This window comes from Cedecea sp. P7760, assembly GCF_013386425.1.
Classification (GTDB): Bacteria; Pseudomonadota; Gammaproteobacteria; order Enterobacterales; family Enterobacteriaceae; genus Cedecea; species Cedecea selenatireducens.
Genome location: NZ_JACARU010000042.1, coordinates 14,435 through 37,669, shown reverse-complemented (window position 1 = coordinate 37,669; position 23,235 = coordinate 14,435). Strand labels below are relative to the sequence as shown.

The 23,235-nt window shown below is 56.8% G+C and carries 22 protein-coding genes and 3 pseudogenes; 16 read left to right on the top strand and 9 right to left on the bottom strand.

All coding sequences use genetic code 11. The features are described 5' to 3' along the window. A pseudogene (locus tag HX778_RS15065) lies at positions 1 to 186 on the top strand (IS4 family transposase); the annotation flags it as partial. Between the two features lie 29 nt (positions 187 to 215). Here HX778_RS15065 and rnt read toward each other — a convergent pair. From rnt to eptA, 5 genes are all read right to left on the bottom strand, one after another. After that, on the bottom strand, positions 216 to 875 hold the full coding sequence (gene rnt / locus HX778_RS15060) for a ribonuclease T (protein ID WP_038473210.1): 660 nt from the start codon (positions 873 to 875) through the stop codon (positions 216 to 218). Positions 876 to 985: 110 nt separating this feature from the next. Further along, a complete protein-coding gene (gene gloA, locus HX778_RS15055) occupies positions 986 to 1,393 on the bottom strand; it encodes a lactoylglutathione lyase (RefSeq protein WP_038473207.1) in 408 nt (135 codons plus the stop codon). Between the two features lie 88 nt (positions 1,394 to 1,481). Then, positions 1,482 to 2,579 (bottom strand): alkene reductase, encoded by a 1,098-nt coding sequence (locus HX778_RS15050; protein WP_038473205.1) that lies wholly within the window; start codon positions 2,577 to 2,579, stop codon positions 1,482 to 1,484. A 53-nt stretch (positions 2,580 to 2,632) separates the two neighbouring features. Next, positions 2,633 to 3,232, bottom strand: a complete 600-nt coding sequence (locus HX778_RS15045) for a TetR/AcrR family transcriptional regulator (RefSeq protein ID WP_038482712.1) — start codon at positions 3,230 to 3,232, stop codon at positions 2,633 to 2,635. 69 nt (positions 3,233 to 3,301) lie between these two features. Further along, on the bottom strand, positions 3,302 to 4,930 hold the full coding sequence (gene eptA, locus HX778_RS15040) for a phosphoethanolamine transferase EptA (RefSeq protein ID WP_038473203.1): 1,629 nt from the start codon (positions 4,928 to 4,930) through the stop codon (positions 3,302 to 3,304). A gap of 167 nt (positions 4,931 to 5,097) precedes the next feature. Between eptA and HX778_RS15035 the strand changes: the two genes are divergently transcribed. Further along, a complete protein-coding gene (locus HX778_RS15035; RefSeq protein ID WP_071842925.1) occupies positions 5,098 to 5,337 on the top strand; it encodes a DUF1289 domain-containing protein in 240 nt (79 codons plus the stop codon). A 56-nt stretch (positions 5,338 to 5,393) separates the two neighbouring features. Further along, positions 5,394 to 6,290 carry an aldo/keto reductase family oxidoreductase gene (locus tag HX778_RS15030; RefSeq protein ID WP_038473200.1) on the top strand — a complete coding sequence of 299 codons (897 nt, stop codon included), beginning with the start codon at positions 5,394 to 5,396 and terminating at the stop codon, positions 6,288 to 6,290. A 3-nt stretch (positions 6,291 to 6,293) separates the two neighbouring features. Here HX778_RS15030 and HX778_RS15025 read toward each other — a convergent pair whose 3' ends face one another. From HX778_RS15025 to HX778_RS15015, 3 genes are read right to left on the bottom strand one after another with little or no spacing between them, the layout of a single operon-like run. Further along, positions 6,294 to 8,315, bottom strand: coding sequence for an FUSC family protein (locus HX778_RS15025; RefSeq protein WP_038473198.1), 2,022 nt, complete (start codon positions 8,313 to 8,315; stop codon positions 6,294 to 6,296). Further along, entirely contained in the window at positions 8,315 to 9,172 is an 858-nt protein-coding gene (locus tag HX778_RS15020; protein WP_038473196.1) for an HlyD family secretion protein, read from the bottom strand. The genes HX778_RS15025 and HX778_RS15020 overlap by 1 nt, the downstream gene beginning before the upstream one ends. Before the next feature lie 4 nt (positions 9,173 to 9,176). Beyond that, entirely contained in the window at positions 9,177 to 9,413 is a 237-nt protein-coding gene (locus HX778_RS15015) for a DUF1656 domain-containing protein (RefSeq protein ID WP_038473194.1), read from the bottom strand. Positions 9,414 to 9,589: 176 nt separating this feature from the next. Between HX778_RS15015 and slyA the strand changes: the two genes are divergently transcribed. From slyA to HX778_RS14975, 8 genes and pseudogenes are all read left to right on the top strand, one after another. Continuing rightward, on the top strand, positions 9,590 to 10,036 hold the full coding sequence (slyA, locus tag HX778_RS15010) for a transcriptional regulator SlyA (RefSeq protein ID WP_038473191.1): 447 nt from the start codon (positions 9,590 to 9,592) through the stop codon (positions 10,034 to 10,036). Between the two features lie 220 nt (positions 10,037 to 10,256). Next, a complete protein-coding gene (locus HX778_RS15005) occupies positions 10,257 to 11,258 on the top strand; it encodes an LLM class flavin-dependent oxidoreductase (protein WP_038473190.1) in 1,002 nt (333 codons plus the stop codon). After that, entirely contained in the window at positions 11,255 to 12,376 is a 1,122-nt protein-coding gene (locus HX778_RS15000) for an amidohydrolase (RefSeq protein ID WP_038473189.1), read from the top strand. The genes HX778_RS15005 and HX778_RS15000 overlap by 4 nt, the downstream gene beginning before the upstream one ends. Before the next feature lie 47 nt (positions 12,377 to 12,423). Then, positions 12,424 to 14,682: pseudogene (locus HX778_RS14995) on the top strand (NtaA/DmoA family FMN-dependent monooxygenase). Positions 14,683 to 14,692: 10 nt separating this feature from the next. Beyond that, a complete protein-coding gene (locus tag HX778_RS14990; protein ID WP_038473181.1) occupies positions 14,693 to 15,202 on the top strand; it encodes a GNAT family N-acetyltransferase in 510 nt (169 codons plus the stop codon). A 9-nt stretch (positions 15,203 to 15,211) separates the two neighbouring features. Beyond that, positions 15,212 to 16,138: an amino acid ABC transporter permease gene (locus HX778_RS14985; protein WP_038473179.1), complete on the top strand. Its 927-nt coding sequence runs from the start codon at positions 15,212 to 15,214 to the stop codon at positions 16,136 to 16,138. Continuing rightward, positions 16,122 to 16,894, top strand: a pseudogene (locus HX778_RS14980) (amino acid ABC transporter ATP-binding protein). Before HX778_RS14985 ends, HX778_RS14980 begins: the two are co-directional and overlap by 17 nt. A gap of 1 nt (position 16,895) precedes the next feature. Further along, positions 16,896 to 17,789: a transporter substrate-binding domain-containing protein gene (locus HX778_RS14975; RefSeq protein WP_038473173.1), complete on the top strand. Its 894-nt coding sequence runs from the start codon at positions 16,896 to 16,898 to the stop codon at positions 17,787 to 17,789. A 44-nt stretch (positions 17,790 to 17,833) separates the two neighbouring features. On the opposite strand, the gene HX778_RS14970 is transcribed toward HX778_RS14975, so the two are convergent. Then, a complete protein-coding gene (locus HX778_RS14970; protein WP_038473171.1) occupies positions 17,834 to 18,298 on the bottom strand; it encodes a glycine zipper 2TM domain-containing protein in 465 nt (154 codons plus the stop codon). Positions 18,299 to 18,589: 291 nt separating this feature from the next. Here HX778_RS14970 and anmK point away from each other — a divergent pair, with 291 nt between their 5' ends. The 5 genes from anmK to pdxY all read left to right on the top strand — a co-directional run bounded on the left by anmK (position 18,590) and on the right by pdxY (position 23,196). Further along, positions 18,590 to 19,714, top strand: coding sequence for an anhydro-N-acetylmuramic acid kinase (gene anmK, locus HX778_RS14965; RefSeq protein WP_038473170.1), 1,125 nt, complete (start codon positions 18,590 to 18,592; stop codon positions 19,712 to 19,714). A gap of 91 nt (positions 19,715 to 19,805) precedes the next feature. Beyond that, positions 19,806 to 20,129 (top strand): C-type lysozyme inhibitor, encoded by a 324-nt coding sequence (mliC, locus tag HX778_RS14960; protein WP_038473167.1) that lies wholly within the window; start codon positions 19,806 to 19,808, stop codon positions 20,127 to 20,129. A 57-nt stretch (positions 20,130 to 20,186) separates the two neighbouring features. Next, on the top strand, positions 20,187 to 20,843 hold the full coding sequence (gene pdxH, locus HX778_RS14955; RefSeq protein ID WP_038473164.1) for a pyridoxamine 5'-phosphate oxidase: 657 nt from the start codon (positions 20,187 to 20,189) through the stop codon (positions 20,841 to 20,843). 138 nt (positions 20,844 to 20,981) lie between these two features. Continuing rightward, positions 20,982 to 22,256, top strand: coding sequence for a tyrosine--tRNA ligase (tyrS, locus tag HX778_RS14950; protein WP_038473162.1), 1,275 nt, complete (start codon positions 20,982 to 20,984; stop codon positions 22,254 to 22,256). Between the two features lie 79 nt (positions 22,257 to 22,335). Then, a complete protein-coding gene (pdxY, locus tag HX778_RS14945; protein ID WP_038473161.1) occupies positions 22,336 to 23,196 on the top strand; it encodes a pyridoxal kinase PdxY in 861 nt (286 codons plus the stop codon). The last annotated feature ends 39 nt before the right edge of the window (positions 23,197 to 23,235 follow it).

The following is a 23,235-nucleotide window of genomic DNA, read 5'->3' as shown; positions in this document are numbered from 1 at the left end:
AAGTTATTACGTTTATTAATCAGACTGCCGTGGTCATCTCCGGGAGCGATCCCGGGTCATCTGAAACACTTTTACAGCAATGCAGCGATGCTGAAACTGCCCTCAAGACAGGAGCGGGAGTATGCGAGAGAAGTGAGGGAGAAAAGGTCAAAATATCCCCTAAAAAACAATGCCGGTCATCTTAAGGGACCGGCATTAACCCGAGGGGCGCTTTTTTATGCTTCAGATTCTGGCTCATCCGCCGGGGGCAGCGGCCAGCCGCCGAGGCGCTTCCAGCGGTTCACTATTTCGCAAAACAGCAGGGCGGTCTGTTCGGTGTCATACAGGGCGGAGTGGGCCTGCGAGCTGTCAAACTTCTGGCCAGCGGCGATGCAGGCTTTGGCCAGCACCGTTTGCCCCAGCACCAGGCCGCTCAGGGCCGCAGTATCAAACGTCACAAACGGATGGAACGGATTGCGCTTCAAAGAAGCTCGCTCTGCCGCTGCCATCATAAAGCTGTGATCGAACGTGGCGTTGTGCGCCACCATAATCGCCCGGCTACAGCCGCTGTCTTTAATGCCTTTACGCACGGTTTTGAAAATGGCGTGCAGCGCATCATATTCGCTGACGGCACCACGCAGTGGGTTATGCGGGTCAATACCGTTGAATGCCAGAGCTTCTGGCTGAAGGTTCGCGCCCTCAAACGGATCGACATGGAAGTGCAGCGTTTCGTCGAGGGATAACCAGCCGTCTTCATCCATCTTCAGGGTAACGGCGGCGATTTCCAGTAACGCATCGGTTTTTGCGTTAAAACCTGCGGTTTCAACATCGATAACTACCGGATAAAAACCACGAAAACGGTCGCACAGGCCATTCAATTGCGTGTTGTCTGACATCAGCTTCTCTTAATACGGGGAAAATGCAGCGCGCATTATGGCAAATTTCGGGGAGTGTTGCAGTAAGGGGCGTACAACACGCCCCTTGTTTGACGCTAATCGTCTGAAAATCAGTTACCCAGGCCTTTGCCCGCGTGTTTTTCTTCGATCAGTTCGATTTTGTAACCGTCCGGATCTTCAACGAAAGCGATAACGGTAGTGCCGCCTTTTACCGGGCCGGCTTCGCGAGTCACGTTGCCGCCGTTGTGGCGAATACGCTCACAGGCGTCTGCGGCGTTATCCACGCTCAGCGCGATGTGGCCGTAAGCGGTACCCAGCTCATAGCTGTCCACGCCCCAGTTGTAGGTCAGCTCGATAACCGCCGTGTCGCTTTCATCGCCATAGCCAACAAACGCCAGAGAGTATTTGTACTCCGTGTTTTCGCTGGTACGCAGCAGTTTCATGCCCAGTACTTTGGTGTAGAACTCGATGGAGCGTTGCAGGTCGCCAACGCGCAGCATGGTATGAAGTAGACGCATAAAATCCTCGTCGAATAAGACAGTTATTTCTGGAGTCGTTGAGTATAGCGGCGTTTACGCGCCGCTATCAATGAAAGGTACTGCGGAGTTACAGGCTTGGGTAGTCGGTATAACCTTCCGCGCCGCCGCCGTAGAAGGATTCAGGGCGCTGCGGGTTCAGCTCGGCATTTTTGTGCAGACGAGCGACCAGGTCAGGGTTCGCGATGAACGAACGGCCAAAAGCTACCGCGTCAATCAGGCCTTTGCCGATCAGATCTTCCGCTTTCTCCGGGGTATATGCCCCTGCGCCAACGATAACGCCGCTGAAACGCTCGCGAACTTTTTCACGGAATGCTTCGGTGTACGGTTCGCCACCGGCCCAGTCCGGCTCGGACATGTGCAGATAGGCAATGCCGCGTTTACCCAGCTCTTCAATCAGGTACAGCGCGTCAGACTCTTCGTTCGGGCCGTTGTCTACGTTCTGGAACGAGCCAATCGGCGAAACGCGGATCCCGATGCGATCGGCACCCCATTCTTTGATCCCGGCATCAACCACTTCCAGCACCAGGCGAGCGCGGTTCTCGCGGCTGCCGCCGTATTCGTCGGTGCGGTGGTTAGAAGACGGAGACAGGAACTGGTGCAGCAGGTAGCCGTGCGCGGAGTGCAGCTCAACCAGGTCAAACCCTGCGTCGCGAGCGTTACCGATAGCCTGACGGAAATCGTTTACGATGCCCGGAATCTCGCTGAGTTCCAGCGCGCGCGGCATAGAGGTATCTTCACGAACGGCGTGACCGTTTTCGTCACGCAGCGAGGTACGAGTCCCGGCGCTCAGCGCGGAAGGCGCGACCGGAGCCTGCTGGCCTGGCTGAAGCGTGAAGTGGGAGATACGGCCGGTGTGCCACAGCTGAACGGCGATATGGCCTTTTTCTGCATGAACGCCCGCGGTGATTTTTTTCCACGCGGCGATTTGCTCTTCGCTGTGCAGGCCTGGCGCGCCCGCATAGCCTTTGGCCTGGGCAGAAATCTGAGTTGCTTCGCTGATGATAAGCCCGGCGCTGGCACGCTGACGGTAATATTCCCCCATCAGCGGCGTTGGGATATCACCCGGCTCGATGCTGCGCAGGCGCGTCAGCGGAGCCATAAAGATACGGTTTGGAACGGTGATTGCGCCAACTTTGAGCGGCGTAAACAGTTTATCTGCTGACATGGTGTTTCCTCAAGTAGACCGGTCGTCTAGTAATTCAGTAAATAAAAAACCCGTCAGGCGACAGGTTCTGCCAATAGGGTTTGTACGTGTGCTAACGCGCTTTCAAGGGGCAGCGCGCTGCGGGAAATCTTTGCCTGCAGGCTGGCGCCCAGCCAGAGTGCGTATAGCACCATGGCCTGATCGAACGCTTCGCCGTCAAAGCGCAGGCTTTTTTCACTGCGTCCTTTCTCAAGCGTATCTGCCAGCAGGGAGACAAGCTGTGAGCCACCGTTGTTCAGCGCCCCGCGCATATCTTCCGAAAGGTCACAGACCTCTGCCGAAAGCTTCACTATCAGGCAGTTGCTCAAATTCCCGCTCTGGCAGAAGTAGCTCAGCATATCCTGGTACCACTTCAGCAGGCGTTGGCGAAAATTGCCTTCACCGCGTAAAAAGTGATCCGCTACGCGCAGATTGGACGCCTGGTAATAGCGCTCAAGCATGGCCACGCCAAACGCTTCTTTAGAGCGAAAGTAGTGGTAGAAAGAGCCTTTGGGCACTTCTGCGGTGCGTAACAATTCGCTTAAGCCCATGCCGGTAAAACCCCGGGCAAGGCACAACCGCTCGCCGGTGGCGAGAAGGTGTTCGCGAGTGTCGTGTTCAGGATGTCGATTCATGCGCTCAATGTAGTAGACCAGTCGGTCTAATGCAAGAGGGGCGGCCAAATTTTAATGGCCGCCACACGATTAACGCTTCCGGCACTCCGCCAGAATATCCATATCTTTCTGATAAACCTGGCTATTGATGTTCATCATGCCCAGCACCGTCGAGAAGAGATTATCCTGTGATACAGGGTCACTGTCGGCTTTGTGCGCCAGGCAGTCTCTGTCCAGGGCAAAGTTTTGCTGGTAATCCTGCGACAGCCAGAACAGCAGCGGAATATGCGTTTGCTGACCAGGTGCCAGCATATACGGCGTGCCGTGCAGGTAGATGCCGCTTTCGCCCAGCGACTCGCCGTGATCGGCCAGATAGACCAGCGCGGTATTGAGCCTGGCCTGATGCTGCTTCAGCTTGTCGATTGTGCGGCTCAGCACATCGTCCGTGTGCAGGATAGTGTTGTCATAGGTGTTAATCAGCGCCTGGCGATCGCAGTCCTGAATCTGGTTGCTGTCGCAGGTTGGCGTGAAGCGGCGGAAAGCGTCCGGGTAGCGCTGATAGTAAGCGGGGCCGTGGCTACCCATCAGGTGCAGCACGATGACCGTATCCTGCTGCAGGCCGTCAATCACGTTATCCAGGCGATGGAGCAGAACATCGTCAAGACAGGCGCCGTCTTTACAGTAAACGTCCAGCTTCCACTGCGTCATGTCCGTATGCGGTATTCGGTCGCAGGCACCTTTGCAGCCGCCGTCGTTATCCCGCCACAGCACGTTAACCCCGCCGTGGGCCAGCACGTCAAGCAGCCCTTCCTGATGATGGGCAAGATCGGCATCGTAGGATTTGCGCGGCATGTTGGAGAACATACAGGGCACAGAAACCGCGGTTTCCGTCCCGCAGGAGGACGCGTTCTGGAAGTAAATCACATCCTGTTTTTTCAGCTGTGGGTTCGTTTCACGGGCATAGCCCCCCAGCGAGTAGTTCTCGGCTCTTGAGGCTTCGCCAACCACCAGCACCACCAGCGTTTTCTTTGGCTGCTGCTTAATTAATGGGCCTTTTTGCGCGTCCGTACCAATTTTGATCAGCGTCTGGTCCCCGGCAAACCAGCGTTCTTTGCTGTAGCGGCTGAGGGCGCTGATGTAGTTTGCCGGCGTGACCATTTTCACCACGCCTTTGTTGTTGCGGAACAGCGAAGCATAGTCCTTATAAAACACGGCGGCGACGAGGATGATGACCAGCAGCCCGGCCAGCACGCTAACCAGGCGAGTCAGCACGGTATGCCACCAGCGCGCGGGCTGGACTTTCACCAGCGCAAGCAGCAGGGCGGGTACGATCCCCGCCAGAGCCAGCCAGCTAACCAGCTGAGGCGTGACCAGCGCGGCGGCTTCCTGTGAGTCAGTTTCAAACACGTTGACCATCATGTTTTTATCGATGACGGCCCCGTAGGTAAACATAAAATAGTTGCTGGCCGCGCAGCCGATAACCAGCAGCACCAGCACGGGCTTACGCAGCCAGGGCAGATTAACCACGCTGAAAATGGTCAGCCACGCGCAGAACAGCACCACCGGCACTGAGGCGGCAAACAGCCAGCTATGGAAAGAGTCCGGGGCAATCAGCTGCCAGCTGCGGTGAATAAAGAGAGAGTTGATCAGCGTAAAGAAGAAAGCGCAGCACAGGTTAAATTGCGCATCGTTACACTGTAACTTTTTTAAGAAGTTCATATAAGCCGTGAATACTAAACAGAATATCCGCTATTCTGGAGAGAGAAGATTAGCTGAACCTTAATTTTCGAAAGCTTTTCGCCGGCAGGCGATTTTTTAGCCGTCCCGCTTGCATCCCGAACGGAGTCAGGCTTCAATTGATGCAAAGTCGTTAATGAGGTGGGCTGGTGTCTGAGCAGTTAGAGTTCTTCCCCATTCAAAGTCCCTGTCGCGGTATCTGCCAGTCGGATGAACGCGGGTTTTGTCGTGGCTGTATGCGCAGCCGCGATGAACGCTTCCAGTGGCAGCAAATGAGCGACGTGCAAAAACAGGACGTGCTGCGCCTCTGCCGTCAACGCTTATTGCGCAAGTTACGAGCAAACAAGCCAAATTCTCCTGAAGAACCCGAGCAGCCCTCACTGTTTTAATCATTCAGGGCCGTTATACTTGGGGCAGTTTCTTTCCTTATTTGAGGTCATTTTTTATGGTACAACGCATTACGATTGCCCCGCAGGGACCGGAATTTTCACGCCTGGTGATGGGCTACTGGCGTTTGATGGAATGGAATATGTCGCCGCGCGAGCTGGCGAGCTTTATTGAAGAACACGTTGAGCTGGGCATTACCACGGCGGATCACGCGGATATTTACGGCGGTTACGCCTGTGAAGCTGCTTTCGGCGATGCCATGCGCCTGGTGCCTCATCTGCGCAGCAAAATGGAGATTGTCACCAAGTGCGGCATCGCCACCACCGCTAAAGCAGAAAACGCCATCGGCCATTACATTACCGACCGCGACTACATCATCAGCAGTGCGGAAGGCTCGCTGAAAAAACTGGCGACTGACTACATTGACCTGCTGCTTATCCACCGCCCGGATCCGCTGATGGATGCCGATGAAGTGGCTGAAGCGTTTACCGCGCTGCACCACAGCGGCAAGGTTCGTCATTTTGGCGTGTCTAACTTCACCCCGGCGCAGTTTGCGCTGCTGCAGTCTCGTCTGCCGTTTACCCTGGCGACCAACCAGGTTGAGCTTTCGCCGGTGCACCAGCCGCTGCTGCTGGACGGCACGCTGGATCAGCTCCAGCAGCTGCGCATTCGCCCGATGGCGTGGTCCTGCCTCGGCGGCGGTCGTCTGTTCAATGACGATGAATTCCAGCCTCTGCGCGCCGAGCTGCAGAAAGTAGCGGAAGAGATCGGCGCCGAAACCATCGAGCAGGTGGTTTATGCCTGGGTCATGCGCCTGCCGTCCTCCCCGCTGCCAATCATCGGCTCGGGCAAAATCGAGCGCGTACGCTCTGCCATCCACTCGCTGTCGCTGAACATGACTCGCCAGCAGTGGTTCCGCATTCGTAAGGCCGCGCTCGGTTACGACGTGCCTTAATCGTTACCGACCGCCTGCCAGCGTTCCGGCAGGCGGTGCCTGTTCCAGCTGCGACAGCGAGCAATAAAGTCGCCAGATAATCCCCGCCAGTTCCCGCGCCGCCGGGTCATGATGATGCGCCAGCGTGTCGCACATTCTTTGCAGTTCTTTCAGTGATTCCGCCAGCGGCCTTTGCAGCACGCCGCGCTCGCTCATCACGTCACGCAGCGTATGCAGGCAAACATCCCTGACCATCGACAACGGGTCGGAGCGGGTTTCCCAGCCGCGAAGCTGCCAGACAACGTGCGAGCAGTTGAGCAGCACCACGCCCCAGCGCAGCAGCCAGCGGCGGGCCGCTTCTTCTTTGCTGTTACTAAGCTGGCTGATGTGATGATAAACCAGCGACTCAAACTGGCTTTCGCTGTGCTGCGGTTTGCGGCTTAGCTGGTCGATAAATCCGCGCCGCAGCGCCCGGATATGCCGCCGGCTGCGCCGGGTGTCCGAGCTTGGGCGCAGCACCGAAAAAGCCAGCCATGAAATCCCCACCCCGAGCACTTTGGCCAGGTTGTCATTCATAAATCCGGCGAAGTCGTAAACCGGCGGGTTACTCACCGCGAGAAACGATCCCATAAACACGATGAGTTGCCCCCAGAGCGCGGCTCGTTTAGGCTGCTGGAGCTTCAGCAACTGCATGGTGAGCAGCAGCGGCAGCAGGAAAAGCAGGAACTGCCACAGCTGGGTGACCTGAATCATCAGGCCGAACTTCACCAGGAAGCTGAACAGTGAGAGCCACAGCAAGGTGCGCATTAGCAGGGTTAGCGAGCCGAGCGGGGAGGCGACCGAGGAGTAAAGCACGCAGCTAATAGCGGCCAGCGAAAGCGCGCCGCCGCCTGACTCCCATTGGGTGCCGATGCACCATGCCCCGGTCAGGGTGATGGTGGCAAAGGTACGCAGGGCGCTCCACAGCGCTTCGGCACTGTCGGTATGACGAGCGAGCGGCGGGGCCTCCGGTGGCGTAATCACCGACACGGGCGTGGCGTTTTCCAGCTCCCTTAGCCAGCGGCTGCTGTTGAGGTATAGCCAGCTGAAATAGCGCAGGCGGTGCCAGAATGCCTGGTGGCGGTAGTCATCCTGCGAATGGGGCGCGATCTGCTGCAGCAGTCGGGCTACGGTGTATTTATCGGCATCCGGTTTTGCCAACTCCCGCAGCAGGCTGTCGAGCACTGACCAGATATTGGCGGGGGCTTCGGGCCAGTTAAGCAGCATCCGCCGCAGGCCGGAGATAACGCTGGTCAGGCGCAATTGCTGGTGGAGCAGGTAGTTCAGCAGGTTGTTTTGACGGCGAAAGCGGTAGTGGCTCCAGAAAGCCTGAATGCGCAGCAGGTTCATGGTCAGGATCTGGCCGATAATGCCTTCGTGCGCGGTGCGAATAGCGTCGGTAGTTTCCGGCTGCCAAAGCAGGCTGGCGTGCTCGAGCAGCCGGGCATGCATGTTTTTCAGCGCGGTGACCAGCGCGCTGCCGTCCGAGGTACTGGGCAATACCATCATCATGAAGCCGCCGCACAAGATCCCGACGACAACTTCGCACACGCGGGCCTGGGCGATGTCCCACAGCTCCGTCGACTCTACGGTATTGACCATCGGGAAGGCGATAATCGCGGCGGTATAACCTGCCAGCATAAAAGCGTAGGCAACGTTATTCTGAAAATGGCTGGAGGCCCACGTACAAAGCGCCAGCCAGCTTGCCATGGCGAAGGTAAACAGCCAGGGATCGTTCAGCGCGTTGCCGGCAATCATTAACGACGCTGCCGCCCCGATAAAACTGCCCGCGATGCGGCCCAGGCTCTTGCTGATCACCCCGCCGACGGTAGGGAAGCTCACCACCGCCGCTGAAGTCATCGCCCAGTAGGGTTCGTCCAGATTCAGGCCATAGGCGATAGCCAGCGCCATGCCCATGGCGATAGCGTTGCGCAAGGCATAGCGCCATTGCCCGCCGGTGGCTTTTCCCCACGGCGTGTTGCGCCACTCCAGAAAACTGAGGTTCATCAAGGCTGAACGCTAACGGTGCAGGTGGTGCCGGAAACCAGCGTCACGTCCTTGGGAATGGCGTCCAGGCTAATGCGCACCGGCACGCGTTGCGCCAGGCGAACCCACGGCACGTTAGGCTTGATGTCAGGCACCAAATCGCTATCGCTTTCAATGCTTTGGTCGTAAATGGCTCGGCCGATACTTTCTACTTTACCGCTCAACTTTTGGTTACCGTTGTACAGCACAATCTGCACGGTATTGCCTGGCTGAATGCGGCGCAGCTTGGTTTCTTCGAAGTAGCCGACAACGTAAAACGAGTGGCTGTCGACCAGCGCAAAGACCGGCTTGCCTTCGGTGGCATAGTTGCCGGTACGGGAGGTGAGATTGGTGACCCAGCCGTCGACCGGCGCGGTCACCGTGGTTTGTGAAAGCTGCCACTGGGCCTGTTCGAGCGTTGCCTGAGCGACCTTAACCGCCGCCTGCATAGCTTTGACGTTGATATTGGCGGTATCCATATCCTCGGCGGAAATATAGTTGCGCGGCAGATTATGGCGGCGGTTCGCTTCGTTGCTGGCTTTGGCCAGGTCGGACTGTGCCTTTGCCAACTGCGCCTCTGCGTTCAGCACCGCAATGTGATAGGGCGTTGCATCCAGGGTAAACAGCGGAGTGCCTTTACTGACAAACTGATTATCCTTCACGTTCAGGCTAACGATGGTGCCGGAAACCTGCGGCGTAATGCTCACCTGTTCGGCACGCACTTTGCCGTCCCGCGTCCAGGGAGACTGCATGTAGTAGTTCCATAACAGCCAGCCCGCCAGCAGCGCAGCGGCAAGAACAATGAGGGTGGAAAAGTATTTTATTGTTTTGAGATTCATTGTGTTACCACATCACCAAAAGAGCCATGCCGGCGCTGACGGACAGCGCGAAAAGGGATAAATCCATCAACGTGGGGTGCCAGATTTCACCAGAATAGATCCAGTCCCGCAGCAGGCGATGGACGACTAGCCAAATGAAAAAACCGACAAACACGGCCTTAAACAGTGGAGGAAAGTAAATCGACGCTCCAACCACAAGATCCTGAAGCGGGAAGCCGGACGGGCTAAAAGTGAGACGCACGTAGTGATAATCCTTTAAAACACGGGGATGACTGCCGTTTCCCCTCACTTAGATGTAGAATAAAAGTATAGCTGGTTGCATAACTTCAGTGAAAGTAAGGGATTTGTTTTTAACAATTAATGCCTGCACAATAGTCTAAAATCAGTATAATAAGTTAGCAAGCTAATTATAAGGAGATGAAATTGGAATCGCCATCGCCATTAGGTTCGGATCTGGCCCGCCTGGTACGCATCTGGCGTGCGCTAATTGACCATCGCCTGAAACCTCTGGAATTGACACAGACACACTGGGTAACGCTGCATAATATTCATCAGCTGCCGCCAGATCAGTCACAGATTCAGTTGGCTAAAGCGATCGGCATTGAGCAGCCGTCACTGGTTCGTACGCTCGATCAACTCGAAGAAAAAGGGTTAATCTCGCGTAAAACCTGTGCAAACGACCGTCGGGCAAAACGGATTAAATTGACCGAGCAAGCCACGCCTATCATCGAAAAGATGGAAGGTGTGATAAACGAAACGCGGGGAGAGATCCTGACGGGGATTACTCGCGAAGAGCAGGCGCTGTTAAGCAACCTGATTAGCCGGCTCGAGCAAAATATTATTGAACTGCAAAATCGCGATTAATATTGGCGGTTGAGAAAAAGCCTCGCGGGTTATACGGCGGGGCTTTTTTTATGCCCGAAGGTGAATCAATCGGCGATTTTTTGCTCCGGTAGCAAACAGTGAGAATAACGCTGAACTTTGTTTATCTCTTTTTCAGAAGACTAAATGTAAATTAATTGTTTCTCTCCGCCGTCTCCCGCTTTTAATAATGCAGGCATGTTTTTAAAAACGAGCCTGCATTATGTCTTATCGCATCAGTATCCTGGATAAAAGCCCGCTTGCGCCAAACGACAGCGCGACGGATGCCCTGACGCGCACGCTGCACCTTGCGCAGCAGGCGGAAGCCTGGGGCTATCACCGTTTCTGGCTGGCGGAGCACCACAACACGCCCCAGCTTGCCAGCCCCTCGCCGGAAGTGCTGATTGCCTGGATTGTCGGGCAAACCAGCCGTATTCGCGTGGGCTCCGGCGGCGTCATGCTGCAGCATTACAGCCCCTATAAAGTCGCCGAGAACTTTCACCTGCTGTCTTCCCTTGCGCCAGGGCGCATCGATCTGGGCGTGGGGAAAGCGCCCGGCGGCTTACCCCTTTCGACGCAGGCGCTGCAGCAAGGGTTCTCGCCGGCCGCAAAAGGCACTTTTGATGAGCAGCTTACCCAGCTCGACGGCTGGCTTTCACTGAACGATCCTGCGGAAGAAGAAGGGATTCGCGCCACGCCGCTGCCGGCCCAGCGCCCGGACGGTTTTTTGCTGGGTGCGAGCCTGCAAAGTGCGAGGCTGGCCGCAAGCCTTGACTGGAATTTTGTTTTTGCTGCCCATCTGAACGGCGATAAAACGCTGCTGCGTGACGTGCTGAACGACTGGCGGGCAAACAGCCGACGCGACGTGCTGGTGGCCGTGCAGGTTATCGTGGCGCAGGACGCCGAACGTGCGGACGAGCTTGCCGGGCAGGTTGAGATTTGGGGCGTGGAGCTGGAAAACGGCCAGCGGGTGAGCGTGGCCAGCGAACAGCAAGCGCACAGCTTTGCCCGCCAGTCAGGCAGTGCGCTCCGAAGCCTGACGCGCCGTGAACCTTCGCTGCTAAAAGGCACGCCAGAAACGGTCAGGGAAGGGCTGCAGGCGCTGCACGAAGCTTACGGTATTGATGAATTCATCATTGATACGCCAATTGCCGAGGGCGCTGAACGCATCGCTTCACTGCGTTTGTTGGCCGAAGCCCACGCGATTACGGAGGCGGCACTATGACTTTCGCTCAGCAACTGATCGACTGGCGGCGAGAACTGCATCGCTTCCCGGAGCTTTCACTCGAGGAAGTGGAAACAACCTCGCGCATCCGTGACTGGCTGCAAAGTGCCGGCATTCGCCTGCTGCCTTATTCGCTAAAAACCGGCGTAGTGGCAGAGATTGGCGATGGTGAAAAGGCCGTTGCCCTGCGGGCCGACATTGACGCATTGCCGATTGAAGAAACCAGCGGCGTGGCCTTTAGCTCGCAAAATGCTGGCGTAATGCACGCCTGCGGACATGACGTTCACAGCAGCGTGATGCTAGGGGCGGCGCTGCTGCTTAAGCAGAACGAAGCGCAGCTTAACGGACGAGTACGTATTCTGTTTCAGCCCGCAGAAGAACGTTTTGGCGGCGCAACCACGCTGGTAAAAGCCGGCGTTCTGCAGGGGATTTCGGCTATTTTTGGCATGCACAATGAGCCTAACCTGCCGGTGGGGGCATTTGCCACTCGCGGCGGTGCGTTTTATGCCAACGTCGATCGCCTGGTTATTCAGGTGCGCGGCAAAGGTGCGCATGCCGCCCGTCCCCATGAGGGCAAAGACGCGATTTTGCTTGCCAGCCAGCTGGTTAGCCTGCTGCAAAGCATCACCAGCCGGGAGGTCAATACGCTTGAGTCGGCGGTGCTGAGCATAACGCGAATTGCGGGCGGCAATACCTGGAACGTGCTGCCGGAAAACGTCGAGCTGGAAGGCACCCTGCGGACCCACAGCGCCAGCGTGCGGGAAGCGGTAAAAAAGCGGGTTCTGGAGATTGCTGCCGGTCTTGCCAGCGCCTTTGGGGCAGAAATAGAGGTCACCTGGCATCTGGGGCCGGACGCGCTGGTTAACGATGAGCGCTGGGCGGCGTTTTCCAGCGAGGTGGCCGCGGTGGAAGGTTATGCAACCCACCCTGCGGAGCTGCACATGGGCGGCGAAGATTTTGCGGTTTATCTCCAGCATATTCCCGGCGCTTTTGTCAGCATCGGCAGCGAAAGCCGCTACGGACTTCATCATCCGGGCTTCGACCCTGATGAACGATTGATTGAACCTGCGGCTCGCTATTTCGCCCGCTTAGCACAATCGGCGCTACAACAATTTTAATTCTAATCAGCGATGGCGGATTTTAACGATCCGCATAAGGATGAGGCATGTCTGGAAAACGACAGTTACGACTGGGTACGATATTACATGGCGCTTCGGGAAATATGTCGGCCTGGCGTCATCCTGCCGCGATAGCAGATGCCAGCATTAATTTTGAGTTTGTCACACAAACGGCTTTGAAAGCGGAAGAAGGGAAGCTGGATTTTATATTTGTTGCCGATGGGCTGTATATTAACGAAAAATCTATCCCACACTTTTTAAATCGGTTTGAACCGCTGACGGTATTATCCGCGCTCGCAGCCTTGACCCAACATTTAGGCCTGGTGGGGACCTTATCCACCTCTTACAGCGATCCTTTTACTACGGCTCGCCAGTTTGCCAGCCTCGATCACCTGAGTAATGGCCGTGCGGGCTGGAACGTGGTCACTTCACCCCTTGAAGGTTCTGCCAAAAATTTCTCCAGAACGCAGCACCCCGAGCATGCGCTGCGCTACCGCATCGCCGATGAGTATCTGGACGTCGTGAAGGGGCTATGGGATTCGTGGGAAGAGGACGCTTTCGTGCGCAACAAAGAGAGCGGGCAGTTTTTTGCGCCTGAAAAACTGCATGCGCTAAACCATCAAGGGGATTTCTTCCAGGTGGCCGGGCCGCTGAATATTGGCCGTACACCGCAGGGGCGGCCGATTGTGTTCCAGGCCGGTGCCTCAGAAGATGGCAAAAAGCTGGCGGCTAAACATGCGGATGCCATTTTTACCCACCATGAAACGCTCGCCGAAGCGAAAGCTTTTTACCGTGACGTGAAAAGCCAGCTCGAAGGGCAAGGCCGTGAGGCAGACTCCTTGCACATCTTCCAGGGCGTCAGCGTCATTGTCGGCAAGGATGAAGCAGACGCAGAACAGCAGTACCAAACCACCGCCGCGCTGGTGTCGGTGCCCGATGCCCTGAACTACCTTGGTCGCTACTTTGAGCATCATGACTTCAGCCAGTACCCGCTGGACGAACCTTTCCCCGACATCGGCGATCTGGGGCAGAACAGCTTCCGCAGTACCACCGACGAAATCAAACGTAATGCCCGCGAGCGTGGGCTGACCCTGCGGCAGGTCGCGCTTGAAGCCGCCAGCCCAAGACCGCGTTTTTCCGGTTCGCCGGAACAGGTGGTGGACGGCCTGCAGCAATGGTTTGAAGCCCGCGCGGCCGACGGTTTTATCATCCAGGGCGGCACGCCTGATACCTTCCCCCGCTTTGTTGAACAGGTTGTGCCTGTGCTGCAGGCGCGAGGCCTTTTCCGCACGGATTACCCCGGCACCACGCTGCGCGAGAGCTTCGGCTTAGCGCTGCCCGACAATCGCTACGGCAAATAAAGAGAAACGACTATGCAAAAAACATCGCTGTTGCTGGCCATTGCGCTGGCATGGACCCCGCTTGCCTGGGCGAACGACGTCACCATCAACGGAACCGGCGTGAGCCTTGAGGCGAACAAAGCGCCGGTAAATACCGCTAAAAACCCGCAGGCCATCGCGCAGTTACCCAAAGACTACCATTTTGCCGTTCCCGGTAAGTTTACCGTGGCAGTGGCGGCGCTGAACTCGCCGCCGCTGACGGTTTTTTCTGATGATAATAAAACCCTGCTCGGCAGCGAGGTGGATATTGCACGCCTGGTGGCCGACAGCCTCGGACTTGAGCTTAACGTGGTGCCCACGTCCTGGGAAGACTGGCCGCTGGGCGTGGTTTCCGGGAAATATGATGCCGCGATCAGCAATATTACCGTCACCAAAGATCGCAAAGAGAAGTTCGATTTCGCTACCTATCGCAAAGACTCCCTGGGCTTTTACGTCAAAGCCAACAGCCCGATAAAATCCATCAGCCGTGCGCAAGAGATTGCCGGGCTGCGCGTCGTCGTGGGTTCAGGCACCAATCAGGAAGCTATCCTGCTGGCATGGAACGCTGAAAACCAGAAGAAAGGCCTGAAGCCTTTTACCCCGGTGTACACCAAAGATGATGCGGCACTAACGCTTGCACTGCAGTCCGGCCGGGCGGATGCCTGGTTTGGGCCAAACGTCACCGGGGCCTGGAAAGCGGCGCTGACCGGGCAGACGAAGCTGGTGGGCAGCGTCGACGGCGGCTGGCCGAAGGCTGCGCACATTGCGGTGACGCTGAAAAAAGGCAGCGGCCTGGTTGAGCCAGTACAAACGGCGCTCAACGGCGCTATTCAGCAGGGCGACTACGCCAGGGTGCTGAACCGCTGGGGCGAGGGCGTGGAAAGTATTCCTGCCTCGGAAATTAATCCCGCCGGTTTAGGCGACTGAGGAGGCAGATATGAGCGAACGTTTTCGCGTTTTGTCCCCGGAAGCGCCTGAGCTGCAGCCCATTATTAGCGGGCTCTTTGGCGAATACGCTGCCCGCTACGGGGATTTTTTCTCGCGCGATGCGGAGGTCGAGCTTACCGAGTGGTATCTCCCCCCGCAGGGCATTTTTATCGTGCTTGAGCGGGAAGGCGAAATTATTGCCACCGGTGCCTACAAGCCTTACGACCCGCAAACCGCAGAGATTAAGCGCATCTGGACAAAAAGCACGCTGCGAAAGCAGGGGCTGGCCGGGCGTGTCGTGCGAGAGCTGGAACGCTTTGCGCTTCAGGCGGGCTATGGTCGCATCTATCTGACCACCGGTTTTCGCCAGCCGGAGGCGGTCAGGCTTTACCTGAGCGAAGGCTACGATCCGCAGTTCAGCCTGGAGGTTGACCCGGAAACGTTCAGCCAGCCTCCCCACGACGGACGGCTGCGGTTCACCAAAATTTTATCGCTGGAAAGCCTGAGCAAAACGGCATGAGGAATAACGATGAAACCTTCTGAAACCATCAAAGTGGTGCCCGCGCGTTACCCGTTACGTACCGTGGGCGCTTTAATAGCGCTGTTCGTGCTGGCGGTGGTGGTGCAATCCGTCGCGTTTAATCCTCGCTGGGAATGGGGCGTTTTTGCGCAATGGTTTTTTAACCCGGTTATCCTTGAGGGGCTGGGGCAAACCTTACTGCTGACGCTGCTGGGCACGGTACTGAGCGTCATACTTGGCGGCCTGCTCGCGCTGGCCAGGCTTTCGTCTTCCTGGCTGTTGAACAGCCTGGCCTGGAGCTACATCTGGCTGTTCCGCTCGCTGCCGCTGATTGTGGTGCTGATCGTGCTCTACAACTTCTCCTATCTGTACGACAAGCTTTCGCTTGGCATTCCCTTCACCAGCATTGTCTGGGGTAGCTACGACACGATTAACGTGCTGGGGCAATTTTCGACGGCGGTTGTCGGGCTGACGCTGGTACAAAGCGCCTACACGGCAGAGATCGTACGCGGCGGTTTTTTGGGCGTGGACCACGGGCAATATGAAGCTGCTGCCGCGCTGGGGTTGCCCGCCTGGCGGCGTACCGTGAGGATTATTCTGCCCCAGGCGCTGCGTACGATCCTGCCCGCCGGGTTCAATGAAATCATCAGCCTGGCCAAAGGTACGGCGATGGTTTACGTGCTGGCGATGCCTGAGCTGTTTTATACCATCCAGATGATCTACAACCGCACCCAGCAGGTTATCCCGCTGCTGATGGTGGCGGCCGTCTGGTACCTGGTGATTACCAGCGTGCTGTCGCTCATTCAGTATCTGGTGGAGCGTTCCCTGGCCCGCAGCGAGCGTCGTTCGGCCATCAACCAAACGCGTACCGCCCGCAGCGCGGCGCCGTCCACAGCCGTCGTATCGCAGGAGCCGATTCATGCCAACCTCTCATAATGGCCACATCTCTATTACCGGCGTCAGCAAATACTTTGGACGCCATAAGGCGCTGGACGATGTTTCGCTGGAGATACCGCCGGGCACGGTAACCGTCATTCTCGGCCCATCGGGCTCCGGGAAATCTACGCTGCTGCGCAGCATCAACCACCTTGAGCGCGTGGATGAGGGCTTTATCCAGATTGACGGCGATTACATTGGCTATCGCCTTAAAGGAGACAAGCTGTATGAGCTTAAAGAAAAGGAGATCCTGCGCCAGCGAGCCAACGTCGGCTATGTCTTTCAGAACTTCAACCTTTTCCCCCATATGACGGTGCTGGAAAACCTGATTGAAGCGCCGGTGGCCCATAAACAGCTGAGCCGCAAAGAGGCGGTTGAGCGCGCGTATGAGCTGCTCGATGTGGTCGGGCTGCGGAATAAAGCTGACGCGTGGTCGCGGCATTTATCCGGCGGCCAGCAACAGCGTATTGCCATTGCCCGCGCTCTGGCGCTTAGCCCGCGCGTAATGCTGTTTGATGAACCCACCTCCGCGCTCGATCCCGAGCTGGTAGGCGAAGTACTGGACGTGATTAAAAGGCTGGCGAGTTCGGGCACCACGCTGGTGGTGGTCACCCACGAAATAGGGTTTGCGCGCGAGGTGGCCGACCAGGTGGTGTTTATGGTGGACGGCAAAATTGTTGAGCAGGGCAGCAGCGACGAAGTGTTGAATCGCCCCAGCATCCACGTACCCGGCAGTTTTTATCGAAGGTGCTGTGACATGAAATATCGATTAATTGCGCTGTTAGCCTGTGCTTCAGTGACATCGGCGCAGGCGGATATCAACCTGGCCGCCAATGAAAAACCGCTCAGCGTCGCACGGGACGAGCAGGCCATCGCCAAAATTCCTGCTGGCTATCATTTTGTTGAGCCGGGTACGCTGACGGTGGCTATTTCCGCACTTAACTCTCCGCCGCTGGCGCTGCTGGCAAGCGATAACCGCACGCGTATAGGCAGCGACCCGGATATTGCCCGCCTGCTGGCGAATAGCCTGGGCCTGAAGCTAAAGCTGGTGCCCACCGCGTGGGAGGACTGGCCGCTGGGCATTACCTCCGGACGTTATGACGTAGCGCTGGTGAATATTGCCGTAACCGAGCAGCGTAAAGAGAAATTTGATTTTGCGACCTATCGCGTGGACTCGCTCTCTTTTGCGGTGAAGGCCAGCAGCCCGATTCAGGTGATTGGTAAGGCAGAAGATCTCGCCGGGCGCAAAGTCATCGTGGGCGCTGGAACCAATCAGGAGCGCATTCTGCTCGGCTGGAATGCGGAAAACGAACGCGCCGGGCGTGAACCTGCCTTGCCCGTCTACGTTACCGACGACGCTTCCGCGAACCTTTATATTCAATCTGGCCGGGCCGAAGTGTTTTTTGGCCCGCAGTCCATTACGGCGTATAAAGCTGCCCTAACCGGGACAACGCGGGTGGTTGGGCTGGGGCCGAAAAAGGCTTATGTGGCGACAACAACGAAGAAGGGAAACGGGCTGGTATATGCGCTGCAGGCGGCGCTGGATGGCGCAATTCAACGTGGGGAATATCAGCAGGTTCTGGCGAGGTGGGGAGAGCAGGGAGAAGCCGTTACTCAGTCGGAGGTGAATCCACCCGGCATTACTTACTAACAGAAAAGGCCCGCAATGCGGGCCTTAAATCATTTTGCGTTGTCTTAGCGTGGCGCAACGGTGATGCTGTTGCCGCTGCCGGAGATGGCAACACGCTGGCCAACGGAGTAACGGGTATCACCCTGTTTCTGCACGGCCATGATGGTTTGACCATCATCTTTACGGATTTCCAGCTCAACGCCTTTGCTGTTGCCCGCTGCGCCGCCGATGGCGTCGCCAGCCAGGCCGCCTGCTACGGCGCCGCCAGCGGTAGCCAGGGTGCGCCCGGTGCCGCCGCCGACGGTGTTACCCAACAGACCGCCCAGTACTGCACCACCGATGGCACCGATAGTGCTGTTGCCGTCGCTGCCTTTAATGGTGACGGCGCGAACGTGGGTAATGGTACCGTAAGTCACGGTTCTTACCTGTTTAGCTTCGGACGCGTCGTAAACATCGCCGGACAGCCCTTCGTTGGCACAGCCAGCCAGGGTCAGAGCAACCAGTGAAACTGCCAAAATACGTGAAATCATTTGTACCTCTCCTGTGAACCCATCAACGCTCGGTGAGCATCCGTTATGGCTAAATTATATGGCAATTCCTGGCCATAGTTCATGTTTGTTCTACAACAATCCTGTAAAAATAGTAAATCAAACGTCTTTAACAACAATTAAACCGCTGCGCTTTGCTAATTTGGCTTAAGGCGCAGCCCGCCTGTTACGGCAGCTGACACAGATTATTAATAAAAATTATTAATAAATCATGATATTGCGTGCTAATTTAAGCGCATTAATTTACCGCCCCGGCGAGAATAAGGAGTGACGATGAAATCAGGTCGCTATATTGGCGTGATGTCAGGCACCAGTCTGGATGGCATCGATGTGGTGCTGGCCGCTATCGACGAACACCTGGTCGTCCAGCAGGCGAGCTACAGTCACCCGATGCCGCTGGCCATCAAAAACGCCGTTCTTGCCGTGTGTCAGGGGCAGCAGCTCACGCTGTCCCAGTTCGGGCAATTGGACAATCGGCTTGGAAAATTGTTCGCCGAGGCGGTTCAAATCCTGGTAAAACGCGAAGGGCTCCGGCCTGAAGACGTGACGGCCATTGGCTGTCACGGGCAAACCGTCTGGCACGAACCGCACGGCGAAGCTGCCCACACGCTGCAGATTGGCGATAATAACCAAATCGCCGCGTTGACCGGCATCACCGTGGTGGGGGATTTCCGCCGTCGCGACATGGCGCTGGGCGGGCAGGGCGCGCCGCTGGTGCCCGCGTTCCATCAGGCGCTGCTGGCTCATCCGGTAGAACGCCGGATGGTGCTCAATATTGGCGGCATTGCCAACCTCTCGTTGCTGATCCCCGACCAACCGGTCAGAGGTTACGATACGGGCCCTGGCAACATGCTGATGGATGCCTGGATCTGGCGGCAGCGGGGGAAAGGCTACGATAAAGACGCCGAGTGGGCGAGCAGCGGAAAAGTCATCATTCCGTTACTGCAGCAGATGCTCAGCGACCCTTATTTCTCTGCCCCCGCGCCTAAAAGCACCGGACGTGAATACTTTAACTATGGCTGGCTTGAGCGCCAGCTGGCCAGGTTCCCCGCGCTTGCCGGGGAAGATGTGCAGGCCACGCTCACTGAATTGACCGCCACAACCATCGCCGAGCAGGTGTTATTGAGCGGCGGCTGTGAGCGCGTAATGGTGTGCGGTGGTGGCAGCCGTAACCCGCTGCTGATGGCCCGTCTTGCCGCGCTGTTGCCGGGAATTGAAGTCACGACAACCGACGAGGCCGGGATCAGCGGGGACGATATGGAAGCTCTGGCCTTTGCCTGGCTGGCGTATCGCACGATGTCCGGCCTGCCGGGGAATCTTCCTTCGGTGACCGGCGCCTCTGAGCCAACGATACTTGGCGCCATTTATCCGGCAAATCCTCGCCATAATCAGAGTTAACTGAAATTATTTTCTTCCCGTAGCCGCTAAACTGAAGGCGTAAAGGAGGGCGCAGGCCCTCCAGGGATAAGAAGATCTTCAGGATACTCAGATGAAAAAACTGCTTGCTGTCACCCTTCCACTGCTGCTCGCCGGCTGCAGCTACTACAACGCCTTTCTCGAAAAAATGCATACCGATACGCTGGTCTACCAGTGCGACGAAAAGCCGTTGACCGTGAAGCTGAATAACGACAAACAGCAGGTGAGCTTTGTCTACGACAACCAGCTATTGACCCTGACTCAGGGACTTTCCGCCTCCGGGGCGCGTTATACCGACGGCGTTTACGTTTTCTGGTCCAAGGGTGAAGGCGCGACGGTCTATCGTAAAGACAACATCGTGCTGAATAATTGCCAGTTGCAAACGGCCAAACGTTGAGATTTCTTAGGGTGGAGAGCACAATAGCTCCACCCGAGGATAGCCTGACGTAACGCCATGTCTGATAACGACTCTTTGCAACAGATTGCACATTTGCGCCGCGAATACACCAAAGGTGGCCTGCGACGCCACGATCTCACCGACACGCCGCTGCCGCTGTTTGAACGCTGGCTGGCCCAGGCCTGTGAGGCGAAGCTCGTTGACCCTACCGCGATGGTTGTCGCGACGGTCGATGAAAACGGCCAGCCCTATCAACGCATCGTGCTGCTGAAACATTTTGATGAAAAAGGCCTGGTGTTTTACACCAACCTTGGCTCGCGTAAGGCGCATCACCTTGAAACGAACCCGCGCATTAGCCTGCACTTCCCGTGGCATATGCTGGACAGGCAGGTGATGGTACAGGGCACCGCCGAGCGTCTTTCCACGCTTGAGGTACTGAAATACTTCCACAGCCGCCCGAAGGACAGCCAGATAGGCGCCTGGGTGTCGAAGCAGTCGAGCCGTATTTCCGCGCGCGGCGTGCTTGAAAGCAAATTCCTTGAGCTGAAGCAGAAATTCCAGCAGGGCGAAGTGCCGCTGCCGAGTTTTTGGGGCGGCTACCGCGTCAGCATCGAACAGATGGAGTTCTGGCAGGGGGGCGAACACCGCCTGCACGACCGCTTCCTTTACCAGCGCGACGGAGCTGCCTGGAAAATAGACCGCCTCGCGCCGTAAAGCCAGGATTTTCAGCTTAAGGGCTGGTGCTAACTGCGCCAGCCCTTTATTCTATGTGCCCTAAAAATGAATTCTTTCGCCAGTGGGCGAAAAGCCGTGTACCGGCAAAGGTGCAGTCGTATAGAGATGGAGAATTTGATGTCGAACATCAATTTGATAAAACAATTGCAAGAGCGGGGCCTGGTGGCCCAGGTGACGGATGAGGATGCGTTAGCAGAGCGACTGGCGCAGGGGCCAATTGCACTCTATTGCGGCTTCGATCCTACCGCCGACAGCTTGCATTTGGGCCATCTGGTTCCGCTGCTGTGCCTGAAACGCTTTCAGGAAGCAGGCCACAAGCCGGTTGCCCTCGTGGGCGGCGCGACCGGTCTTATCGGCGATCCAAGCTTTAAAGCCGTTGAGCGCAAACTGAACACCGAAGATACCGTGCAGGAGTGGGTGGAAAAAATTCGCCGCCAGGTTGCGCCGTTCCTCGACTTTGACTGCGGTGAAAACTCCGCCGTCGCGGCTAACAACTATGACTGGTTTGGCGGCATGAACGTGCTGACCTTCCTGCGCGACATCGGCAAACACTTCTCTGTTAACCAGATGATTAACAAAGAGGCCGTAAAACAGCGCCTGAACCGTGATGATGTGGGGATTTCCTTTACCGAGTTCTCCTACAACCTGCTGCAGGGCTACGATTTTGCCTGCCTGAATAAACTGCACGGCGTGGTGCTGCAGATTGGCGGTTCCGATCAGTGGGGCAACATTACCTCCGGTATCGACCTGACCCGTCGTCTGCACCAGCAGCAGGCTTTCGGCCTGACCGTGCCGCTGATCACTAAATCTGACGGCACCAAGTTCGGAAAAACCGAAGGTGGCGCGGTCTGGCTCGATCCGAAGAAAACCAGCCCGTACAAATTCTACCAGTTCTGGATAAACACCGCGGACGCCGACGTTTATCGCTTCCTGAAGTTCTTCACCTTTATGGACATTGCGGAAATCAATGCCCTGGAAGAAGAAGACAAGAACAGCGGCGCTGCGCCTCGTGCTCAGTACGTGCTGGCAGAGCAGGTGACTCGTCTGGTTCACGGCGAAGAAGGCCTGACCGCCGCCAAACGTATTACCGCCAGCCTGTTTAACGGCAACCTGAGCGACCTGAGCGAAGCAGACTTCGAACAGCTGGCTCAGGACGGCGTCCCGATGGTTGAAATTGAACGCGGTGCCGACCTGCAACAGGCGCTGGTGGACTCCGAGCTGCAGCCATCCCGTGGCCAGGCCCGTAAAACCATCTCTCAGAATGCCATTACCATTAACGGTGAAAAACAGTCTGACCCGGAATACACCTTCACCGAAGGCGATATTCTCTTTAACCGTTACACCCTGCTGCGTCGCGGTAAAAAGAACTACTGCCTCGTCTGCTGGAAATAAGTTATCGGAATAGAAAAGCACGGCTTACGCCGTGTTTTTTTTTAGCAAGCACAACACCTGGCGATACCCGAGTAGAAAAATGAAAAACATTCTTGCTATCCAGTCCCATGTGGTATTTGGTCATGCCGGCAACAGCGCCGCCGAATTCCCGATGCGCCGCCTGGGCGCTAACGTCTGGCCGCTGAACACGGTGCAGTTCTCTAACCACACTCAGTACGGGAAATGGACCGGCAGCGTAATGCCCGCCAGCCACCTGAGCGAGATTGTGCAGGGGATTGCGGATATAGGGCAGCTGCAGCGTTGTGACGCGGTGCTGAGTGGTTATCTGGGCTCGGCGGAGCAGGGCGAACATATTCTCTCTATCGTGCGTCAGGTGAAGGCGGCTAACCCGAACGCCAAATACTTCTGTGACCCGGTGATGGGCCATCCGGAAAAAGGCTGCATCGTGGCGCCTGGCGTGGCGGAATACCACACGCGCTACGCCATGCCTGCCAGCGATATCATCGCGCCGAACCTGATTGAGCTGGAAATTCTGAGCGGCCACAGCGTGAACAACGTGGCCGAGGCCGTCGCGACGGCCCGCGAGCTTATCGCTCAGGGGCCAGAAATCGTGCTGGTGAAACACCTGGCCCGGGCGGGCTATCAGCAGGATCGTTTTGAAATGCTGCTGGTGACGGCTGAAGAGGCGTGGCACATTCATCGCCCGCTGGTGGACTTCGGCGAACGTCAGCCGGTTGGCGTAGGCGATGTGACCAGCGGCCTGCTGCTGGTTAAGCTGCTGCAGGGTGCGACGCTGCGTGAAGCGCTGGAGCACGTCACGGCGGCGGTGTACGACATCATGATCGTCACCAAACGCATGGCGGAATACGAGCTCCAGCTCGTTGCCGCTCAGGACGGCATCGCCAAACCTGAGCATTACTTCACCGCGGTGAAGCTCTGAAACAGAAACGCCCTCAGCTGAGGGCGTTTTGCTTTTAAG